19 protein-coding genes are annotated in these 19,886 nt (G+C 71.4%); 8 read left to right on the top strand and 11 right to left on the bottom strand.

The genetic code is table 11. The features are described 5' to 3' along the window. Positions 1 to 4: 4 nt before the first annotated feature. From ASF40_RS02905 to ASF40_RS02885, 5 genes are all read right to left on the bottom strand, one after another. Complete coding sequence (locus ASF40_RS02905; protein ID WP_056366073.1) at positions 5 to 595, bottom strand: carboxymuconolactone decarboxylase family protein; 591 nt, start codon at positions 593 to 595, stop codon at positions 5 to 7. Positions 596 to 670: 75 nt separating this feature from the next. After that, positions 671 to 1,249: an orotate phosphoribosyltransferase gene (gene pyrE / locus ASF40_RS02900; protein WP_045299293.1), complete on the bottom strand. Its 579-nt coding sequence runs from the start codon at positions 1,247 to 1,249 to the stop codon at positions 671 to 673. Between the two features lie 36 nt (positions 1,250 to 1,285). Next, positions 1,286 to 1,582 (bottom strand): hypothetical protein, encoded by a 297-nt coding sequence (locus ASF40_RS02895; protein ID WP_056366070.1) that lies wholly within the window; start codon positions 1,580 to 1,582, stop codon positions 1,286 to 1,288. 28 nt (positions 1,583 to 1,610) lie between these two features. After that, the gene (locus ASF40_RS02890; RefSeq protein ID WP_056366068.1) at positions 1,611 to 2,363 is read right to left on the bottom strand and encodes a hypothetical protein; all 753 of its coding nucleotides are present in this window, start codon (positions 2,361 to 2,363) and stop codon (positions 1,611 to 1,613) included. 39 nt (positions 2,364 to 2,402) lie between these two features. Next, a complete protein-coding gene (locus ASF40_RS02885) occupies positions 2,403 to 4,658 on the bottom strand; it encodes a hypothetical protein (protein ID WP_056366065.1) in 2,256 nt (751 codons plus the stop codon). A gap of 134 nt (positions 4,659 to 4,792) precedes the next feature. Here ASF40_RS02885 and ASF40_RS02880 point away from each other — a divergent pair, with 134 nt between their 5' ends. Next, a complete protein-coding gene (locus tag ASF40_RS02880) occupies positions 4,793 to 5,632 on the top strand; it encodes an exodeoxyribonuclease III (protein WP_056366062.1) in 840 nt (279 codons plus the stop codon). A gap of 213 nt (positions 5,633 to 5,845) precedes the next feature. Here ASF40_RS02880 and ASF40_RS02875 read toward each other — a convergent pair whose 3' ends face one another. The 4 genes from ASF40_RS02875 to ASF40_RS02860 all read right to left on the bottom strand — a co-directional run bounded on the left by ASF40_RS02875 (position 5,846) and on the right by ASF40_RS02860 (position 8,613). Then, positions 5,846 to 6,463 (bottom strand): dihydrofolate reductase family protein, encoded by a 618-nt coding sequence (locus ASF40_RS02875; protein ID WP_056366059.1) that lies wholly within the window; start codon positions 6,461 to 6,463, stop codon positions 5,846 to 5,848. 29 nt (positions 6,464 to 6,492) lie between these two features. Beyond that, complete coding sequence (locus tag ASF40_RS02870) at positions 6,493 to 7,212, bottom strand: winged helix-turn-helix transcriptional regulator (RefSeq protein ID WP_056366056.1); 720 nt, start codon at positions 7,210 to 7,212, stop codon at positions 6,493 to 6,495. After that, a complete protein-coding gene (locus tag ASF40_RS02865; RefSeq protein WP_056366052.1) occupies positions 7,213 to 7,650 on the bottom strand; it encodes a VOC family protein in 438 nt (145 codons plus the stop codon). Between the two features lie 105 nt (positions 7,651 to 7,755). Beyond that, the gene (locus ASF40_RS02860) at positions 7,756 to 8,613 is read right to left on the bottom strand and encodes an oxygenase MpaB family protein (RefSeq protein WP_056366049.1); all 858 of its coding nucleotides are present in this window, start codon (positions 8,611 to 8,613) and stop codon (positions 7,756 to 7,758) included. A gap of 183 nt (positions 8,614 to 8,796) precedes the next feature. Here ASF40_RS02860 and ASF40_RS02855 point away from each other — a divergent pair, with 183 nt between their 5' ends. Both ASF40_RS02855 and ASF40_RS02850 read left to right on the top strand, forming a co-directional pair. After that, the gene (locus ASF40_RS02855) at positions 8,797 to 10,077 is read left to right on the top strand and encodes a sensor histidine kinase (protein WP_056366046.1); all 1,281 of its coding nucleotides are present in this window, start codon (positions 8,797 to 8,799) and stop codon (positions 10,075 to 10,077) included. Between the two features lie 32 nt (positions 10,078 to 10,109). Next, entirely contained in the window at positions 10,110 to 10,814 is a 705-nt protein-coding gene (locus tag ASF40_RS02850; protein ID WP_442922682.1) for a response regulator, read from the top strand. A gap of 287 nt (positions 10,815 to 11,101) precedes the next feature. On the opposite strand, the gene ASF40_RS02845 is transcribed toward ASF40_RS02850, so the two are convergent. Then, positions 11,102 to 11,671 carry an NADPH-dependent FMN reductase gene (locus tag ASF40_RS02845; RefSeq protein ID WP_056366042.1) on the bottom strand — a complete coding sequence of 190 codons (570 nt, stop codon included), beginning with the start codon at positions 11,669 to 11,671 and terminating at the stop codon, positions 11,102 to 11,104. A gap of 223 nt (positions 11,672 to 11,894) precedes the next feature. Here ASF40_RS02845 and ASF40_RS02840 point away from each other — a divergent pair, with 223 nt between their 5' ends. The 3 genes from ASF40_RS02840 to ASF40_RS02830 all read left to right on the top strand — a co-directional run bounded on the left by ASF40_RS02840 (position 11,895) and on the right by ASF40_RS02830 (position 15,473). Then, on the top strand, positions 11,895 to 12,779 hold the full coding sequence (locus tag ASF40_RS02840; RefSeq protein WP_056366039.1) for an ABC transporter ATP-binding protein: 885 nt from the start codon (positions 11,895 to 11,897) through the stop codon (positions 12,777 to 12,779). Continuing rightward, positions 12,776 to 13,885 carry an ABC transporter permease gene (locus ASF40_RS02835; protein WP_056366036.1) on the top strand — a complete coding sequence of 370 codons (1,110 nt, stop codon included), beginning with the start codon at positions 12,776 to 12,778 and terminating at the stop codon, positions 13,883 to 13,885. Before ASF40_RS02840 ends, ASF40_RS02835 begins: the two co-directional genes overlap by 4 nt. A 220-nt stretch (positions 13,886 to 14,105) precedes the next feature. Next, complete coding sequence (locus ASF40_RS02830; protein WP_056366033.1) at positions 14,106 to 15,473, top strand: glucose-6-phosphate dehydrogenase; 1,368 nt, start codon at positions 14,106 to 14,108, stop codon at positions 15,471 to 15,473. A gap of 7 nt (positions 15,474 to 15,480) precedes the next feature. Here the strand turns inward: ASF40_RS02830 and ASF40_RS02825 are convergent, their stop codons facing one another. Then, the gene (locus ASF40_RS02825) at positions 15,481 to 15,894 is read right to left on the bottom strand and encodes a VOC family protein (protein ID WP_056366030.1); all 414 of its coding nucleotides are present in this window, start codon (positions 15,892 to 15,894) and stop codon (positions 15,481 to 15,483) included. Positions 15,895 to 16,030: 136 nt separating this feature from the next. Here ASF40_RS02825 and ASF40_RS02820 point away from each other — a divergent pair, with 136 nt between their 5' ends. Continuing rightward, complete coding sequence (locus ASF40_RS02820) at positions 16,031 to 17,455, top strand: xanthine dehydrogenase small subunit (RefSeq protein WP_235560108.1); 1,425 nt, start codon at positions 16,031 to 16,033, stop codon at positions 17,453 to 17,455. Beyond that, positions 17,452 to 19,884, top strand: coding sequence for a xanthine dehydrogenase molybdopterin binding subunit (xdhB, locus tag ASF40_RS02815; protein WP_056366027.1), 2,433 nt, complete (start codon positions 17,452 to 17,454; stop codon positions 19,882 to 19,884). Before ASF40_RS02820 ends, xdhB begins: the two co-directional genes overlap by 4 nt. Positions 19,885 to 19,886: the final 2 nt, after the last annotated feature.

Below are 19,886 nucleotides of genomic sequence, written 5' to 3'. Positions count from 1 at the left end.
GAGCCTACGCGGAAGCGCCGACGGCCGGCCGTGCGGCGAGCGGAGGCAGGCCGCAGGCGTCGGCGAAGTGCTCGGAACGGATGCCGAGCGCGATGTTCATCCGCGCCGACATGTTCATGAACGCCACCCTGGCGGCCAGTTCGACGAGCCCGGCAGCGCCGAGGTCGGCGAGGAGCGCATCCGACAGGTCATCCGTGACGGCGGGCGGCGTCTGGCTCGCCGCCTCGGCGTACTCCATCACGCGGCGCTCGAGCGGCGTGAACAGGCTGGATTCCCGCCACCGCGGCACCTCGCGCACCTTCGCCGCGTCCACGTTGCGGTCCCGTGACATGAAGTAGTTGAAGTCCAGGCAGAAGCTGCAGCCGATGGTCGCCGCCGACGCCATCGCGGCGAAGGTCGCGAGGCTCGGGTCGAGCTCGTGCCAGCCCTCGACCTTCTGGCCGATGCCCATCGAGTCCTTCATCACGCCGCGGTGATGCCACAGCACGCCGAGGGAGTCGGGCACGCGGCCGACCATCTTCTTGGCGACCGCCTTGATCAGCGCGCCGGAGACGCCGGTGACCTCTGCGGTGGGGATGCGGGTGTCGCTGCTCATGTCTACCTCCGTGTCGATTCGGTCCTTCGACATGGAGACACCGGCGGGCGCCGGCGTGTGACACCCCGCGGAGTATTACTGCGGGTCGAGGCCCAGGTCGTCGAGGTCGATCGCGGCGAGCCACTGCAGACCCTCGGCCTCCACGGCCGCCTGCGCGCCGGTCTTGCGGTCCACGATGACGGCGACGGCGACCGGCTCGGCGCCCTCGCGGCGGAGCGCCTCGACCGCCTTCAGCGCCGACTGGCCGGTGGTCGAGGTGTCTTCGAGCACGACGACGCGCTTGCCCGCGACATCCGCCCCCTCCACCTGGCGGCCGCGGCCGTGGTCCTTCGGCTCCTTGCGCACGACGAAGGCGTCGAGCGGCTTGTGGGTGCGCGCGGACTCGTGCATCACGGCGTTGGCGATCGGGTCGGCGCCGAGGGTCAGGCCGCCGACGGCGACGATGCCGTCCACGTCGCGGATGAGATCGAGCATGATGCGCCCGATCGACGGGGCCGCACGGTGGTCGAGCGTCAGCTTGCGCATGTCGACGTAGTACGTCGCCTTCTTGCCGCTCGAGAGGGTGAAGTCTCCGTGGAACACCGCCTCGTCCTGGATCAGCGCGATCAGATACTGGCGGTCGGCTTCGAGCTGCGGCGTGGAGGCGGCGGTCATGCCCTCGATTTTACGGATGCTGCGCCCCGGCGCCGCTCAGGAGCCGATGGGGACCAGCTTCTTGTACGTGGTCGAGAAGCCCCACTTCTGCGCCGAGCCCCAGTAACCGCAGGCATCGCCGGCATAGATGATCCCCCCGGAGTTCGTGATCGACCACGCGGTCGAGCGCTGCGCCGCCAGGCATGCCGTGCTGGTCGTGTAACCCGACTTCGTGATGGTGAAGGACTTGTACCCCATCGTCGCGGCCTGGGCGGGTGCTGCGGCGGCGATGCCTGCACCCGAGGCGACGCAGACGGCGAGGACGCCGGCGAGCACGCGGTTCTTGACGGTCATGACGGCCCTTCTCCTGGCTGATGGCGCCTCAGTCTTCCACAGCCGCGTCGGTTCTGTCCTCGACCGGTCGCCCGCTGAGCATCGCGACGTCGCGCGGAGCCGCGCGAGACGTGATCGCCTCGCGTCGCTTGTCGTTCCCGGTGGCGCCCGGCGGCAGCAGCGCCGCCACGGCTCGCGACACCGCGGGATCCGCCGCAGCCTCGGCGAGGGCGTCCGTGCATGCGAGCGCCAGACGGGCGGCCGCCGCGGTGCCCGCGTCTTCCGACTCGGCGAGACGCTCGAGTGCCGGCTCTGCAGCGCCGATGACTCCTGCTCCGAGCAGGCTCTGCACGACATCGCGATCGCGGAGGTCCGCGGCGAGCGCGGCGTCCTCGCCCGCGGTGCGCACGAGCACCGCCGTATTCGACGTGAGCGTCTCGCCCGGTCGAACGGCGAAGCGCGCCACCACCTCGTACCGGCCGGTCACGGGGAAGAGTGGCTCGCTGCCCTCCGACACGAGGGGCACCGCAGCGACCAGGCGCTCCCCCGCCGCGAGTGCGACCGAGCGCGGCGCCGAGTCGGCAGGCCACGGCCAGGTGGCGCGGGCGACGCGCCCGTCGGGCCCCGTCACCTCCACCTCGAGGTCGCCCTCGATGAGGTTGAGCCGGGCGCTCACGGTCTCCGCACCGCCGACCGCCGCGACCTCCACCTCGGCGAAGGCGACGCGATCGAGGGGAACGGTCGCGGCCGCGAGCCGGAGCCGGAGCTCCAGCCCGCCGCCGCCCTGCGCATCGGAAGTCACACGTCGATCCTTCCCCCGCGCAGCGCCGTTGTCACCGGGTCAGCGCCCCTGCGGCGACACGAAGTCCTCGGCGATCTGCTCGGCCGCCGCGACGTCCTTCCCTGCTGCCGACCTCGCGCCGCCCTTCGTGCGCGCCTTGAGCGCCGCCACCGTGTCGGCGACGACCGGCGCGTTCCTCTCGGTCGGGCTCGCGACGGTCACGGCGAGAGCGGCGACGCGTTCGGCCGACCGGCCGGCCAGTGCCAGTTCGAGGAAGTGCGCCGCTTCGTCCGGCGCCGCGTCCCGCACGCCGCGAGCGCGGACGTCGGTGAACGAACGCGCCAGCGAGTTCGCGAGCACCAGCGCCCCGGCGGCGCCCGTGTCGGTGTCGCTGTGCTGCTCGGCCAGGGCGGTCAGCACACTTCGGGCGGCAGCATCCGTCGCGAAATCGCCCAGGGCGATCGCGCGACCGACGCCCGGTGTGAGCGTCTTCGCGCTGATGTCGACCTCGGCTTCGGACGCCGGGCCGCGCACGTCGACCGTCACCGGCGCCGAGCGCACGGTCGTCACCGGATCGACTTCCAGCTGCGCGGCGACGGTGTGGCGTCCCGGCTCGGTGAAGGTCACCCCCTGGTTCGTGAAGAAGACCTGCACGTGGTTGCGGATCGACTCCCCCGGCTGGAGCACCGTCGTCGGCCGAGGGCCGCAGCCGATCGCGACGTCGACGAGGTGCTCGAGCGACCGGTCGGGCGAGGTGTGGAGGAAGACGAGGTCGCCCTCCGACAGGTTGATCAGCGTCGTGACCGTGCGGGGCTGGTCCGACACGTTCGTGAGCGCGACCTCGGCGGTGACATACTCGCCGACGAACGCCTGCGCGGGCATGGTGACGGTCAGCTGCAGCGCATCGTCGCCCGTGTCGCCCGCAAGACCCGCGACGTCGACCGGCGCCGGCAGCCCTGCCGAGAGATTGCCGTGGCCCCAGCCGAAGTTCTTCCAGCCGGGCCGCACCTGCGGGTCGGGCGAGTGGATGAGCGACGTGCGGTCGTGCTCCGAGAACACGAACGCCGCGTTGCCCGGGTAGGGGTTGGCGACCGTGGCGAAGCCCATGACGTCGCCCGTCTGGTTCATGATCTCGATGCCGATGCCCGGGTTGTGGACGTCGTGCTTGGGGTGCCACAGGTTGAACGCGTGGCCCGCCTCGTGCACCAGCGTGCGCAGGAACGCCGCCGGCACCTCGTCCAGCGGACGGTTCCGTGCCGCCGCGGCGATGAACGAGTCGTTGCCGAGCGTCACATCGGCGAATCCCGCCGCGCCTTCGCGCGGCACCGTGTCGTCGTCGAACATGATCCCGAAAAGCCCGCCCTGCGATGAGCCGACGAACAGCCACAGCCGCCACTGCTCACCGGCCACCGTCTGGCGGTGCCCCGACATGAGGGTCGCGAGCTCGGCGTTCGTGAGATCGGCGTCGTTCGGCACGTCGATCTCGTCCGTGACGACGGTGACGTCCCAGCCGGCCGAGGCATAGACCGAGCGCACATTGGCCGCGGCCCCCGAGCCGATGGTGGCGGATGCCGGGAACACGCGGTTCACCATGGCATCCACCTCGATGCGGCACCCGCGGTACATCGGCGACGTCTTGCTCGCCGTGACGGTGGTGACGGTGCCGCCGATGGAGAGCGTCCCCGTCATGCGCTGCGAGGGCGCCACGAGCGCGGACGCGGGCGCCAGCACGAGCGGCCGCCGGCAGCGGAGCGTGAGCGTACCGGTGTCGGTGGTGACGAACTCCTGCGTCGAGCGGTTCCAGAGGTGCCGCACGATCTGAACAGTGAGGGTGCCGTCGACGTAGGTGGCGCCGTGGGAGCGGAAGTACCAGGAGTACTCCGCCTTGGGGAATGCGGGGTAGGTGCGCAGGCGCACCGGCAGGACGTCGGCGACCGCCGGATCGTCGTCCGGGCCGAGATCGCGGGCCGCGGCATCGGCGCCTGCGGCCGGCCCCGGATCCGGGATCGGCACGGGGCGCTGCACCTCACCGAGCACCGGTGGGAAGACCCGCCGCGAGTACATGTCACCCGAGATGCGCAGCGAGGAGGCGCCGACTTCGATGCGCAGCGCGCCGCGCACCTCGGGGGCGAACACGGTGCGCCGTTCGAGCTCGAGCAGCCACGAGCCGTCGAGCGTGCCGAGCGGGCACGGCCGGGTCGGCAGCTCGGGCCGGATGATCGGCCCGGTGACGAGCTCGCCGTCGGCGTCGAACTCGAGGGGCGTGTCGTCGTGCGCGGCGGAGGCCGCGTGGCCGCAGCCGCAGTCGTGGTCCATGGTGGGTCTCGCTTTCCCGACCGCGGACGCGGCCGCTGACACAAAGGAGAATCCTCCTCGGAGCACTGATACGCCAGGGGTCACAGCATCCGCAGCGCCGTTCGGCGTCCGCCACCCCGCCTAGGCTTGATCCCATGCGCCTGGCCACCTGGAACGTCAACTCGATCCGCGCGCGGGTCGACCGCATCGTCGACTTCGCGGTGCGCGAGCACATCGACGTGCTCGCGATGCAGGAGATCAAGTGCAAGACCGAGCAGTTCCCGTTCGACCGGTTCGAAGATGCCGGCTATCACGTCGAGGCATACGGCTTCTCGCAGTGGAACGGCGTCGCCATCGCCAGCCGCGAACCGCTCACGAACGTGCGCACCGCCTTCCCGGGCATGCCCGGATTCGAGAAGGGGCACAACGGCCCCGACGCCCCGCAGGAGGCGCGGGCGATGGGCGCGACCATCGGCGGCGTCGAGGTCTGGAGCCTGTACGTGCCCAACGGGCGGTCGCTCGGCGACCCCCACTATTACTACAAGCTCGACTGGCTGTCGGCGCTCGAGCAGTACACGGCGCAGTCGCTGACCGCGAACCCCGACCTCGCGCTCGCCCTGGTCGGCGACTTCAACATCGCGCCGACGGATGCCGACAACGGCGACCCCACCGTCGTGCAGGGCTTCGCGACCCACGTCTCGCCGCCCGAGCGCGAGGCGTTCGCCGCCCTGGAGGCGGCGGGACTTCAGGACGTCGTGCGCCCGCTCATCCCGACCGGGTTCACCTACTGGGACTACAAGCAGCTGCGCTTCCCCCGCAACGAGGGCATGCGCATCGACTTCATCCTCGGCTCGCACGCGATCGCCGACGCCGTCACGGGGGCGACGATCCACCGCAACGAGCGCAAGGGCGAGGCCCCGAGCGACCACGTGCCGGTCGTCGTCGACCTCGACCTCGAAGGCCCGGACGACGAAGATCGCCCGATGATCTTCTGAGATCCCCGGGGCTGGGGCCTCGTCTCCACCACCGATGCCACTCCGGCCGTGGCAGCGGTGATCGCCGGAACGCCCTCCGGGGGTGGCGGGGCGTCCGGCTCTGGGGAAGCAGGCGTTGAGGGCGCCTCTGGCGGGGTGCCGGCGCGGGGGGCGCCGGCACTGCCGCCCTCCCCCTCACCGGGGGTCCGGAACGCCTCGGCTGCCAGGACGACCTCAGTCCTCGGGGCCCATCTCACCGGTCTGCGGCTCACCCGGCGCCGGCCCGTACCGCAGCTGCAGCACGCCGAGCGGGCCGGTCACCGCCGGCTCGAGCAGCGTGACGTTCGCGGGATGCGCGCCTTCGGGGAACACCTTCTTGCCCTGCCCGAGCACGACCGGGTACACCCAGAGCGTCAGCACATCGAACAGCTGCTCCTTCAGCAGGGTCTGCACGAAGTCGACGCTGCCGATGACGTGGATGCTCTCGTGCTTCTCGCGCAGCGCCTCCACCTCCCGGTTGAGGTCGATGCCGAGCTGCGACGATCCCTCCCACTCGAGCGTGGGAAGGCCGCGCGAGGCGACGTACTTCGGTGCGCTGTTCAGGGCGTCGGCGATCTTGCCGGACTGGTGCGGCCAGTAGCCCGCGAAGATGTCGTAGGTCCGTCGCCCGAGCAGCAGGGCGTCGAGCTCGGAGATGCCCTTGCCGATCGAGGCGCCGATGACCTCGTCGGGGAACGGCGCCTGCCACCCGCCGTACGGGAAGCCGTTCGAGGGGTCCTCCTCCGGGCCGCCTGGCGCCTGCGCGACGCCGTCGAGGGTGGTGAACAGGTCGATGTAGATGCGACCGGTCATGGCCGCCTCCTTCCAGGGCGGGGTCGGGCTCAGGCGACGAGCACGACCTCGGGGTCGATCGGGATGTGGAATGTCCGGGCGAAGCGTTCGAGCAGGGTGCCGTCGCCGGCGACGACGGCCAGCACGTCCTGGTCGATCGCGGCGGCCGGGGTCAGCTCGCCCGAGATGAGGCGACGGATGCCGGGACCCGCCGCGAAGACGAGGTCGGGCTCACCCGAGGTCGAAGCCTGCGTGCCGAGCCGCGGGTCGATGGGGCGCCCGGCCGGCTGGAGCTGTGCGATCCGCAGCCCGGATGCGTCGACCTGCACGCGCAGCACGACGTCGGCCACGTGCAGCTCATAGTCGGCGGGTGGCAGGGTGGCCGCAGCATCCGTCCGGAATGCCGTTCGCAGCGCCATCGTGAGCGAGTCCGCCGTCACGACGTCCTCGGGCTGGGGGTCGCCCATCTGCCGGAACCCCCACCGGCCGAGGGCGAGCACGATCGGCTCGAGCTCGCGCCCGTAGGGCGTCAGCTCGTACACGAGCCCGCAGTGCAGGAGCGGCACGCGGCGCACGACACCGCCCTCCTGCAGCTCCTTGAGCCGCGTGGAGAGGATATTGGTCGGGATCTTGGGCAGCCCCTGCTTGAGGTCGGTGTAGCGCCGGGGGCCGACGAGCAGATCGCGGACGATGAGCAGCGCCCACCGCTCCCCGATCAGCTCGACGGCGGTCGTGACCCCGCAGTACTGCCCGTAGCTGCGGGACGCCACTTACGCCTGCGCCTGCTCCGCCATGTAGGCCTCGGGACCCTTGGCGGCAGCCTCGGGGTCCATCCACATGAACTGGACGCCGTTGCCGTCCGGGTCGATGAGGTCGCGAGCGTACATGAAGCCGAAGTCCTGCGGCTCSCCCGGTGCGGTGCCGCCGGCTGCAACGCCCGCCTCGACGATCCGGTCGACGTCCTGGCGGGTCTCGCGGCTGATCGACAGCAGCACCTGGGCGTGCGTCTTCGGGTCGGCGAACTCCTTGTCGGTGAACGTCGCGAAGTACTCCTTCGTGAGGACCATGAAGAAGATCTGGTCGCTCCACACGACGCACGCGGCGTTCTCGTCGGTGAAGAGCGGGTTCAGCGCGCAGCCGAGGGCGGTGTAGTACGCCTTCGAGCGCTCGAGGTCGTTCGTCGGGATGTTGACGAAGATGTGCGTCATTGCCTTGCTCCTTGTCACCGTGGCGTCGACCGGACCGCCGACATCACGATGGTTGCAAAAAACAAGCAAGCTTGTCAATAGCAAGTAGCCGACGGATGCTGCACCTCACCGCTTCGCGTGCGGTACGGGGCATCCGGGCGCGAACGTCCCCATCTGCTCGATGTCGAAGCCGTTCGGATAGCTGCGGATGCGGGGCAGATCGATCACGTGGAGTGGGGCGCGGCGCTTCGGTAGCACCGCGACCGCCCGGGCGCGCAGGCGGAGCGCACCCGCGGACAGGCGGCGTACGCTCCGGCCCGGTTCGCGGTAGCCGAACGCCCGCAGCAGAGGCGGATCCATGAGCGCCCGGCTGAAGACCTCCACGACCGGGGCGAAGAGCCGCGGGTAGAACGAGACCAGCAGCGCCAAGGTGCGGTCGGCGACCCGCGCCGATGCGGCGTCGTACGCGAAGTGCACGCGCTCGTACTCGTCCATCAGGGTGGCGAACTCCGCGTAGGTCTCAGGGATGTCCGTGATGCCCATGTGCCGGCCGAGGCTCTGGTAGTACCGCACCGACGCGAGGAGCTCGCCGGCGGTGAGCCGGCGCCAGCCGAACGCGTGCAGCCAGCGCACCGGCACGACGACGAACGTCGACAGCACGTACCGCATGTCGTCGTTCGAGATGTCGTACATGCGGTGCATCTGATTGATGCGCCGGATCGCCGCGCGACCGCGAGGACTCTCGAACCCCTCGAGAAGCGGCACCTCGAGCAGCAGGGACGTGTCGTCGTAGCGCTTCTGCGTCGCGCGTTCGAACTCGCCCGTCGCGTCGAGCAGGCGCCCGATCGACGGCACCGCGTAGGTGCGGAACAGCGCGAAGCTCAGCGACTGGTTCAGGTCCCACGCGAAGTCGTAGGTGCCGAGGTTGCGGTAGATCTCGACGAACTGGGTCTCGGGGTCGAGCCCCGCGTTGCGGTCGTGCACGGGATCCCCTGTCGACGCGAGGTGAACGCTCGCTAACTTACCCGGCGCGGGCCTCGGGGCGCAGCTGGGCGCACGCGCCCCGAGGCTCCTTGCGACGCGCCGGCGGCGTCTGGAGGGGGCGTGGGGAGCATTCTCCGTCTCGCGGGGGATGCCGCGGGACCGGCGCCCCCGTAGCGTGGAAGGATGTCCGACCTGCCTTCCGCGCACCCCGCGCGACGCCCGGCGCCGACCGCGGGCGAGCTGCGCAACGACGTCTGGCTCGCGGGTGCCCTCTTCGTCGCCGCGGTGATCAGCACCGCGCTCGGCTCGGTCGCGGGGATCTACGGCGCCGACGCCAACGCCGGCATGCAGTGGGCGCTGCTCTACAGCCTCGGGCTCACCGCCCCGCTGGCCGTGCGGCGGCGCTTCCCCGAGCTCGTCGTGGTCGCGATCGCCGTGGTGTTCTTCATGGGCGTGACCTTCCGCATCCCCGACCTCTACGTCTCGAACATCGCCATGTTCATCGCGATGTACACCGTGGGCGCCTGGGTCGACGACCGCCGTCGCGCGATGTGGGTGCGCGTCGGCGTGATCATCGCGATGTTCGTGTGGCTGCTCATCACGATGTTCCAGGCGGCGATCGATCCGTCCGACGAGAGCCTGTCGAGGGCGGGACTGTTCTCGCCGTTCGCCGCGATGATGCTCATCCAGCTGCTCATCAACGCCGGATTCTTCGGCGGCGCGTACTACATGGGCGATCGCGCGTACGCCGCCGCAATGGCGCGCGCGGTGCTCGAGGAGCGCACCCGCGAGCTCGAGCGCGAGCGCGAGGTCACCGCCGCGCAGGCCGTGGCGCTCGATCGCGTGCGCATCGCCCGCGAGCTGCACGACGTCGTCGCGCACCACGTCTCGGCGATGGGCGTCCAAGCCGGTGCCGCGCGCGCCGTGCTGGATCGGGATCCGGATGCTGCGCGCACCGCGCTGCTCGGAGTCGAGTCGTCCGCCCGCTCCGCGCTCGTCGAGCTGCGCCAGCTGCTCGAGACCCTCCGCACCTCCGGCGGCGACGCCGAAGGAGGATCCACCGTGCACCTGTCAGCGCTCGCCGAACTCGTCGCCCACGCGAACGACAACGGCCTGCCCACGACCCTCACGATCGTCGGCGACCAGGTCGATCTGCCCGAGCTCGTGCAGGTCAACGTGTTCCGCGTCGCCCAGGAGGCGCTCACGAACGCACGGCGGCATGGCGGACCGGATGCCGCCGCCGACGTCCGCCTGCGCTACGCGCCCGATGCCGTCGAGCTCGAGGTCGTGAACACCGGCCGCGCCGTCGCCGCGCCCATGCGGCCCGGCCTCGGCCTGGTCGGCATGCGCGAGCGGGCCGCCGCCTCGGGCGGCGAGCTCGAGGCCGCGCCGCGCGCCCGCGGCGGTTTCCTCGTGCGACTGCGCGTGCCCCTGACCGTGTCGGCCGAGGCGGTCGGCGCGTGATCCGGGTCCTGCTCGTGGACGATCACGCCGTGATGCGGGCCGGCTTCCGCATGATCCTCGAGTCCGCGGGAGACATCACCGTGGTGGGCGAGGCCTCGACCGGCGTCGAGGCTGTGGCGGCAGCATCCGATCTCGGTCCTGACGTGATCTGCATGGACGTGCAGATGCCCGACATGGACGGCCTCGAGGCGACCCGGCGCATCGTCGGCGACCCATCGGCGGAGGCGGCGGTGGTGGTGGTGACGACCTTCGACCGCGACGACTACCTGTTCGACGCGCTCGCGGCCGGCGCGAGCGGGTTCCTGCTGAAGAACGCCGGCCCCGAGGAGCTCATCTCGGCCGTGCGGGTGGCCGCGGCCGGCGACGCGCTGCTGGCGCCCGAGGTGACGCGCCGCGTGATCGCCCGCTTCGCCTCCGCCACCCCCGCCCCCGCCCCCGCCCCCACCGCGGGTGAGACCCCAGTAGCGGGACGAGACGGTGGGGTTCACCCAAGGTCTGGTCCACAGATTGTCGTCTCACCGGTTCTGGCGGTGGCGCCGCCGGCGGTCGAGCTCACCGAGCGCGAAGGGGAGGTACTGCAGCTCGTCGCGCAGGCGATGAGCAACGCCGAGATCGCGCAGCGCCTCTACATCGGCGAGGCCACCGTGAAGACCCACGTCTCGAACGTGCTGCAGAAGCTCGGCGCCCGCGACCGCGTCGCCGCCGTCGTCTATGCCCACCGCCACGGCCTCGCCTGACCCCTGCCACCTCTGTTCCGCAGTCGGAAATGGCGCCCTTTGGCGTCGGGACGTCGCCAAAACTGACTGCGGAACGGCGGGACGTCGCGTCGGGGCGCACGCGGGGGCCGGCAGGGGCGCCGCGAGAAGGACGGATGCCCCGGACGGACGCCGCGAAGGACGGATGGCACGGACGAACCCCCGATTGACGGATGCCCCGGACCGGCGCCGCGAAAGGGCGCCGGGCCGGGGCATCCGGGGTGCTGGAACGGGTCATCGGCCCGGGGTGAGGCCGACCGGGGGGAGGATCAGGCGGCGACGGGGACCGCGGCGTAGCGGTCGATCAGCGCGCCGAAGGCCTGGAGGTAGCCGATGAGGAAGTCGGCGGTCTGCTCGCTGGTGACCTCGCCGGTCTCGGTGAACAGGCCCGGGGTGGTCTGCACGTAGCCCTCGGGCTGGCCGAGCGTCGGGGCGTTGTAGTGGCTGAGGATCGCCTTGAGGTGCTGCTGCGCCGCCGCGGTGGCGATGCCGCCGCCCGAGGTGCCGATGACGGCGGTGGGCTTGCCGTCGAACGAGCCCTGGCCCCACGGACGGGCCGACCAGTCGAGGGCGTTCTTCAGCACGCCGGGGATCGAGCGGCTGTACTCGGGCGTGATGATGATGACGCCGTCGACGTCGGCGATCGCCTGCTTGAAGTCGCGGGCGACCTGGGGGAAGTCGGCGTCGTGGTCGGGCGAGTAGAAGGGGAGGTCCTTGATCGGGATCTCGACGAGGGTGGTGCCCTCCGGGGCGAGACGCTCGAGCGCCTTCGCGAGACGACGGTTGATGGAGGTCGACGAGATGCTGCCGACGATGTAGCCGATGGTCCGCTCGGACATGTGGGGTTCTCCTTGAAAAGCAAAGGCGTCCCCGGTGGGGACCACCGTGGACGTTCCACATCCATGCAAGCACATGCACGCTCCTTCTATTCCGGTGCATGAAAGATCTCTCATCCACCTCCTCCCCCGCACGGCGGAGGAAGCCCGAATCCACCCCACGGGGGAGGACGCCGAGCACTCCGGTCCGTAGCGTCTGTGGCAGGGGGATCGAGAGGAGACAGGGATGCTGCAGCTTCGCGGTATCGGCAAGAGCTACGGAGGGCGCCGCGTGCTCGACGACGTGTCGTTCGACGTGCGGCCCGGCCGGCTGACCGGCTTCGTCGGCGGGAACGGCGCGGGCAAGACCACCACCATGCGGATCGTGCTGGGGGTGCTCGCCGGGGACGCCGGCACCGTCACCCTCGACGGCGCCGAGGTGACCGCCTCCGACCGCCGCCGCTTCGGCTACATGCCCGAGGAACGCGGGCTGTATCCGAAGATGAAGGTGCACGAGCACATCACCTATCTCGCGCGGCTGCACGGCTTCTCGAAGACGGATGCCTCGACCCGCGCTCGTGCGCTGCTCGAGCAGCTCGGGCTCGGCGAGCGCCTGAACGACAACGTCGAGACGCTCTCTCTGGGCAACCAGCAGCGCGCCCAGATCGCTGCCGCGCTCGTGCACGACCCGCAGGTGCTGATCCTCGACGAGCCGTTCTCGGGCCTGGACCCGCTCGCGGTCGACGTCGTGGCGGGGGTGCTGCAGCAGCGCGCGGCCGAAGGCGCCGCCGTGCTGTTCTCGTCGCACCAGCTCGACGTCGTCGAGCGCCTGTGCGACGACCTCGTGATCATCGCCGGCGGCACCATCCGCGCGGCAGGCGCCCGTGACACCCTCCGCGCGCAGCACTCCACGCGCCGCTTCGAGCTCGTCTCGGCCGGGGACGCCGGGTGGCTGCGCACCGAGCCCGGCGTGGAGGTGCTCGACTTCGACGGCGGGTACGCCGTGTTCGACGCCGACAGCGACGAGACCGCGCAGCGCGTGCTGCGTCGGGCCGTCGCCAACGGGGACGTCGCGAGCTTCGCGCCGCAGCATCCGTCCCTCGCCCAGATCTTCAAGGAGGTCATCCAGTGAGCACCACCGACACCCGCCGCGGCGGAAGCACGCTGGGCGCAGGCCAGGCGATCTGGCTCGTCGCCGAGCGTGAGATCGGCTCGAAGCTGCGCAGCAAGGCGTTCGTCATCTCGACGGCGATCCTGTTCATCGGCGCGCTGGCCCTCGTCATCTGGGGCGGCTTCCAGGCGGCGAACAACAGCGGCACGCCCGTCGCGGTGACCGCCGACGCGCAGCAGTACGTCGCCCAGGCCGAGGGCCTCGACGTCACCGACGTGGCGGACCGCGCGGCCGCCGAGGCGCTCGTGAAGGACGGCGAGGTCGACGCCGCGGTCGTGGGCGACTCGTCGTCGCCGCTCGGTTTCGCGATCATCGCCGAATCCTCCGCCCCGACGTCGCTGATGCTGCAGCTCGCGCAGGTGCCGCCGGTCGAGCTGCTCGCTCCGGAGGAGGGCAACGCGGCGCTCGGCTACATCGCCGCAGTCGGCTTCGGCATCGTGTTCCTGCTCGCCGCGTCGCTGTTCGGCGGCACGATCGCGCAGAGCGTCGTCGAGGAGAAGCAGACCCGCGTGGTGGAGCTGCTCATCTCGGCGATCCCGGTGCGGTCGCTGCTGGCGGGCAAGGTCATCGGCAACACGGTGCTCGCGATGGGCCAGATCCTGATCCTCGCGGCCATCGCGATCATCGGGCTCACCGTCACCGATCAGACGGCGCTGCTGCAGGGGCTCGGCGCGCCCATCGCCTGGTTCGCGATCTTCTTCCTGTTCGGCTTCATCCTGCTGGCGTCGCTGTTCGCGGCCGCGGCATCGATGGTGTCGCGCCAGGAGGACATCGGCTCGACCACGATGCCGCTGACGATGCTCGTGATGGCGCCGTACTTCCTCGTCATCTTCTTCAACGACAACCCGCTGGTGCTCGCGATCATGTCGTACGTGCCGTTCTCGGCGCCGGTCGGCATGCCGATGCGCATCTTCCTCGGGCAGGCGCAGTGGTGGGAGCCGCTGCTGTCGATCGTGATCCTCATGGCGACGTGCGTCGCGGCGATCCTCGTCGCCGCCCGCATCTACGAGAACTCGCTGCTGCGCATGGGCGGTCGAGTGAAGCTCTCGGAGGCCCTCGCCGGCTGACCCGGGTCACCTCGGATGATGGATGCTGCGGCCCTGCGCACTGCGCCGGGCCGCAGCATCCCTCTGTCCTCTGCGCGCTTCGTGTGCTCTGGCCGAGCGCACAGGATCTGCACGCACACGACGTGTGTCCTCGGTGAGAGCACATGATGCGAACACACGCGCAACGCGCACGGGCGCAAGCCCCTGCCCCGAGCACGGGCGTGTGGGTAGCGTGAGGCGCATGTCGGCGCAGACCACGTTGCTCATCCTGGGCGCCTCGGGCGACCTCACCTCGCGGCTGCTGCTGCCCGCGCTCGGCCAGCTGCTGGCCCGGGAGCCGCAGCGCTCGGTGCGCCTGCGCGGCGCCGGCATCGATGACTGGGACGACGAGCACTGGCGGCAGACCGTGCGCTCGTCCTTCGAGTCGGCCGGGTTCGCCGACGCCGTCGCCGCCGTGGCCGACACGACGTACACGCGCGCCGACATCACCGACGCGAAGGACCTCGAGCGGCTGCTCGCCGACCACGACGGGCGGATCGCCCTGTACTTCGCCGTGCCGCCCGCGGTCGCGAAGGCCGCGTGCGAGGCGCTCGTCGGCGTGGACATCCCCGAGGGCACGGTGCTCGCGCTCGAGAAGCCGTTCGGCGTCGACGAGGCGAGCGCCCACGCGCTGAACTCGACGCTCGCCCGTCTCGTGCCCGAGGAGCAGGTGTTCCGCATCGACCACTTCCTCGGCCGGTCGACGACGCTGAACCTCCTCGGTGTGCGGTTCGCGAACCGCGTCTTCGCGCCGGTGTGGCGCGCGCAGGACGTCGAGTCGGTGGTCATCCGCTACGACGAGGCGCTCGGCCTCGAGGGCCGAGCCGGCTACTACGACCGGGCGGGCGCGCTCGTCGACATGATCCAGAGCCACCTGCTGCAGGTGACGGCCGTGCTCGCGATGGAGCCGCCCGCGACCCTGAACGAGCGGGACTTCCGCGATGCGACGGCCGCCGTGCTGCGGGCGACCCGCGTGTGGGGCGACGATCCGGCGAAGGCCTCGCGCCGGGCACGGTACACGGCCGGGAAGGTCGGCGACCGCGAGCTGCCGTCCTACACCGACGAGCACGGCGTCGACCCGTCGCGCGAGACCGAGACGCTCGCCGAGGTCACGTGCGAGGTGCGCAACGAGCGGTGGGAGGGCGTGCCCTTCACCCTGCGGTCGGGCAAGGCGCTCGCCGGCAAGGACGGCGAGGTCGTGGTGACGTTCCGTCCCGTGAACCACGTCCCCGAGGGCCTCACCGGGGCGGCGCCCGGCTCGGTGCTGCGCTTCTCCCTCGGCCCCGACCGGATGGACCTCGAACTCAACGTCAACGGCGGCGACGACCCGTTCGAACTCGAGCGGGCGCTGCTCGAGGCCGACCTCGGCGAGGGTGCGCTCAAGGCGTACGGCGAGGTGCTGTCGGGCATCCTCGACGCGGACGCGACCCTCGCGGTGCGCGGCGACGCGGCCGAGGAGTCGTGGCGCATCGTCGACCCCGTGCTGGCGGCCTGGCGCGCGGGCGACGTGCCGCTCGACGAGTATCCGGCGGGGTCGCTCGGTCCCGCCGGGTGGCCCGCGCTTCCCTGAGGAGCGCCTACTGCCCGCCCATCATCTGCGGCTCCATGCGGCCGACGGAGATGACGTTGCCCGCAGGGTCTGTGAACCACGCGATGTCGGGGCCGCCCTCGAACCCGCGCGAGATGCCCTTCTCATCGGTGCCGTAGTCGGGGTCGGTGTAGATCTTCGTGACGACACCCCGCCTGTTCAGATCGTCGACGGCGGCATCGACGTCGGCGACGCTGAAATTGAGGATCGTGAACACGGCCGGCTCATGATCCTCCTTCGGGTAGACGAAGATGCTGCCCCCGCCGGGCAGTGCGATGGTGAAGCCTCCGCCCATCTCCTCGTAGACGGTGACGTCGAGCCCCAGGGTGTCGCGGTAGAAGGCCGCAGCTGCGCCGATGTCGGGTACGGCGAAGCTAGAAAACGGCCGATCGGGTGTGAACATGACAGCCTCCCAGTGGTTGTGCCGCCGCCAACGATCCTCTTGCCCGCAGGGCATGTCCAGAGGGGTCGCGGCGCACCTTCGCTGCGCCGGGAGCGCGGCGTATACTCCCGGCATCCGTACGAACCGTGACAGCGCTGTGACCGTCAACGGGCGGGTCGTCCCGCTCGCAGGCGCGGTCGCACACGCCACCGCGCTGGACTGGCTGCGCGGCCTCGGACTGACCGGCGCGAAGGAGGGCTGCGCCGAGGGCGAGTGCGGAGCGTGCGCCGTGCTGGTCGCCACCGCCGGCCCCGACGGCACCGCCGTGTGGACCCCCGTCAACTCCTGCCTGGTGCCCGTCCATGCGCTCGACGGGCAGGAGGTGGTGACCTCTGAGGGCCTGGGTTCACCTGACGACCTGCATCCGGTGCAGCAGCAGCTCGCGGCCGGCGGCGGCTCGCAGTGCGGCTACTGCACGCCCGGGTTCGCGTGCGCGATGGCCGCCGAGTTCTACCGGTCCGACCGCGAGGCGGGCCCGGCCGACGCCGAGCACGGGGCGAACGGATTCGAGCTGCATGCGCTGAGCGGCAACCTCTGCCGCTGCACGGGCTACCGGCCCATCCGCGACGCGGCCTTCCGGCTCGGGATGCCTCTGCCCGATGATCCGCTCCGCGAGCGGCTGTCCGCGCCGGCGCCGGCTCCGGTCGCCACCGAGCTGCGAGCTGCCGACGGGCGCTTCATCCGCCCGGAGACGCTGGAGGAGGCCCTGCGGCTGCTGCGCGACGAGCCGGAGGCACTCGCCGTGGCCGGCAGCACGGACTGGGGCGTGGACGTCAACCTGCGCGGCGCCCGCGCGCCACTCGTGGTCGCGATCGACCGCCTGCCCGAGTTGCGCGGCATCGACATCACCGGCGACACCGTCGAGATCGGCGGCGCGGTGCCCCTGTCGGAGATCGAGCGCCGCGTCGGCGAGCGGGTGCCGCTGCTCGCACAGCTGCTCCCCCAGTTCGCGTCGCGCCTGATCCGCAACCGCGCGACGCTGGGCGGCAACCTCGGCACCGCCTCCCCCATCGGCGACGCGGCTCCGGCATTGCTCGCGCTCGGGGCGGGCGTCGTGCTCGTCTCGGCGGACGGCGGCGAGCGCGAGGTCGACCTCGCCGACTACTTCACGGGGTATCGCACCTCGGTCAGGCGTCGCGACGAGCTCATCCGGACGGTGCGGATCCCGCTGCCGACGCCGGGTCTCACCGCGTTCCACAAGGTGACGAAGCGGCGGTTCGACGACATCTCGTCGGTGGCCGTCGCCTTCGCCCTCGAGCTCGACGGCGGCTCCGTCACGAGAGCGCGTATCGGCCTCGGAGGTGTCGCCGCGACGCCCCTCCGCGCATACGCGACCGAGCAGGTGCTCGAGGGGCGCCCGTGGAACGCCTCGACGGTGGCGGCAGCATCCATGGTCCTGCAGCGCGAGGGGACGCCCCTCGACGACCACCGCGCGAGCGCCGCGTATCGCGCACGCATGCTCGGCACCGCGCTGCCGGCGCTCTTCGCGGCGTCGGCCGATGACGAGGAGGCGACCGCATGAGCTCGCTCGCCGATCACCCCGAGAATCCGGTCGTCGGACGCCCTGCGGTGCACGAGAGCGCGGCGCTGCACGTGACCGGCGCGGCCGTCTACACCGACGACATCGCCGCGCGGTCCCACGGCGTGCTGACCGCCTGGCCGGTGCCGTCGACCGTCGCGCATGCCCGCGTCACCATCGACGTCGCGCCCGCCTACGACGTGCCCGGCGTCGTCCGGGTGCTGACCGCCGACGATGTGCCGGGCGTCAACGACGCGGGGGTCAAGCACGACGAGCCGCTCTTCCCGACCGAGGCGATGTTCTTCGGCCATGCGCTGGTGTGGGTGCTGGGAGAGACGACGGATGCTGCGCGCCAGGGCGCTGCCGCCGTCACGGTGTCGTACAAACCGCTGCCGTCGCTGATCACGGTGCAGGAGGCGATCGACGCCGGGTCGTTCCAGGGCGTACCCCGCACGATCGCGCGCGGGGACGCGGCATCCGCCCTCGCATCCTCCGCGTTCGTCTTCGAGGGGGAGAGCGTGGTCGGCGGGCAGGAGCACTTCTCGCTCGAGACGCACGCCTCGTTCGCCGTGCGCGACCCCGACGGGCGCTACTTCGTGGAGTGCTCGACGCAGCACCCGTCCGAGACGCAGGAGATCGTGGCGCACGTTCTCGGCGTGGCGTCGAGCGAGGTCACCGTCGAGTGCCTCCGCATGGGCGGCGGCTTCGGCGGCAAGGAGATGCAGCCGCACGGGTTCGCGGCGATCGCAGCCCTGGGGGCGAAGCTCACCGGACGCCCCGTGCGCCTGCGGCTGAACCGCACGCAGGACATCACGATGTCGGGCAAGCGCCACCCGTTCCACCTGGCCTGGCGCGCGGGCTTCGACGCCGACGGGTACCTGCGGGCGCTCGACGCGACGCTCACGGCGGACGGGGGCTGGAGCCTCGACCTCTCCGAGCCGGTGCTCGGCCGCGCGCTCTGCCACGTCGACAACGCCTACTGGATCCCGAACGTGCGGGTGCATGGCCGGGTCGCGCAGACGCACAAGCCGTCGAACACGGCGTTCCGCGGCTTCGGCGGCCCGCAGGGCGCGTTCCTCATCGAAGACATCCTGGGCCGCGCGGCACCCGTGCTCGGGATCGATCCGCTCGAGCTGAGGGAGAAGAACTTCTACCGGCCGGGCCAGTCGACGCACTACGGGCAGCTGGTGAAGGACGCCGAGCGCCTCTCCGCGATATGGAACCGGCTCCGCGGCTCGTGCGATCTCGACGAACGGCTGCGCGAGGTCGCGCGGTTCAACGAGACGCACACCGACCGCAAACGCGGGCTCGCGATGACGCCGGTGAAGTTCGGCATCTCGTTCACCTTCACGTCGTTCAACCAGGCCGGTGCCCTCGTGCTCGTGTACAAGGACGGCTCGGTGCTGATCAACCACGGCGGCACCGAGATGGGCCAGGGCCTGCACACCAAGATGCTCCAGGTCGCGGCCACCGCTCTGGGCGTGCCGCTGGAGGCCGTGCGCGTGGCCCCGACCCGCACCGACAAGGTGCCCAACACGTCGGCGACTGCCGCGTCGTCGAGCGCCGACCTCAACGGCGGCGCCGTCAAGCTCGCGTGCGAGGAGATCCGCGGCCGGCTGGCCGAGGTCGCGGGGCGCCTCCTCGGCGTCGACGCCCGAGACGTGCGGTTCTCCGACGGCCACGTCAGCGCACTGGGGGGCGCGGAACGGATGCCGTTCGCCGACGTGGTCGCGGCGGCGTACCTGCAGCGGGTGCAGCTGTTCGCGGCGGGCTACTACCGCACCGAGGGGCTGCACTGGGACGCCGACCGCCAGCAGGGGTCGCCGTTCAAGTACTTCGCCTACGGCTGCGCCGCCGCCGAGGTCGAGGTGGACGGTTTCACCGGCGCGTACCGCCTCCGCCGCGTCGACATCGTGCACGACGTCGGCGACTCGCTCTCGCCGTTGCTCGACATCGGCCAGATCGAGGGCGGCTTCGTGCAGGGCACCGGCTGGCTGACCCTCGAGGAGCTGCGCTGGGACACCGGCGACGGGCCGACGCGCGGCCGCCTGCAGACCCCGTCGGCCAGCACGTACAAGCTGCCGAGCTTCTCCGAGATGCCGGAGGAGTTCCACGTCGCGCTCTTCGAGGACGCCCGCGAGGACGGCGCCGTGTACGGCTCCAAGGCCGTGGGCGAGCCTCCCCTGCTCCTCGCCTTCAGCGTGCGCGAGGCGCTGCGGCAGGCGGTGGGTGCGTTCGGACCGGCCGGGCGCAGCGTCGAGCTCGGCTCACCCGCCACCCCCGAGGCGGTGTTCTGGGCGATCGAGGCCGCACGTGGCGCCGGCGACGAGGCGGCAGCATCCGCTTCTCCCGATGGCACGGATGCTGCGTCCCGGAGTGACACGGAGGACTCGGGTTCGGCGGAGCCCGGACTGCTCACGGCGGGCCGCTGAGG

The organism is Microbacterium sp. Leaf288 (genome assembly GCF_001422925.1).
GTDB lineage: Bacteria > Actinomycetota > Actinomycetes > Actinomycetales > Microbacteriaceae > Microbacterium.
This window is presented reverse-complemented; position numbering and strand designations above follow the sequence as displayed.

Excerpts from the sequence above, each read along its gene's own strand:
- ASF40_RS02905 (WP_056366073.1), bottom strand. The coding sequence starts at position 595 with ATGAGCAGCGACACCCGCATCCCCACCGCAGAGGTCACCGGCGTCTCC.
- pyrE (WP_045299293.1), bottom strand. The coding sequence starts at position 1,249 with ATGACCGCCGCCTCCACGCCGCAGCTCGAAGCCGACCGCCAGTATCTG.
- ASF40_RS02895 (WP_056366070.1), bottom strand. The coding sequence starts at position 1,582 with ATGACCGTCAAGAACCGCGTGCTCGCCGGCGTCCTCGCCGTCTGCGTC.
- ASF40_RS02885 (WP_056366065.1), bottom strand. The coding sequence starts at position 4,658 with ATGGACCACGACTGCGGCTGCGGCCACGCGGCCTCCGCCGCGCACGAC.
- ASF40_RS02880 (WP_056366062.1), top strand. The coding sequence starts at position 4,793 with ATGCGCCTGGCCACCTGGAACGTCAACTCGATCCGCGCGCGGGTCGAC.
- ASF40_RS02875 (WP_056366059.1), bottom strand. The coding sequence starts at position 6,463 with ATGACCGGTCGCATCTACATCGACCTGTTCACCACCCTCGACGGCGTC.
- ASF40_RS02855 (WP_056366046.1), top strand. The coding sequence starts at position 8,797 with ATGTCCGACCTGCCTTCCGCGCACCCCGCGCGACGCCCGGCGCCGACC.
- ASF40_RS02850 (WP_442922682.1), top strand. The coding sequence starts at position 10,110 with ATGCGGGCCGGCTTCCGCATGATCCTCGAGTCCGCGGGAGACATCACC.
- ASF40_RS02845 (WP_056366042.1), bottom strand. The coding sequence starts at position 11,671 with ATGTCCGAGCGGACCATCGGCTACATCGTCGGCAGCATCTCGTCGACC.
- ASF40_RS02840 (WP_056366039.1), top strand. The coding sequence starts at position 11,895 with ATGCTGCAGCTTCGCGGTATCGGCAAGAGCTACGGAGGGCGCCGCGTG.
- ASF40_RS02830 (WP_056366033.1), top strand. The coding sequence starts at position 14,106 with ATGTCGGCGCAGACCACGTTGCTCATCCTGGGCGCCTCGGGCGACCTC.
- ASF40_RS02825 (WP_056366030.1), bottom strand. The coding sequence starts at position 15,894 with ATGTTCACACCCGATCGGCCGTTTTCTAGCTTCGCCGTACCCGACATC.
- xdhB (WP_056366027.1), top strand. The coding sequence starts at position 17,452 with ATGAGCTCGCTCGCCGATCACCCCGAGAATCCGGTCGTCGGACGCCCT.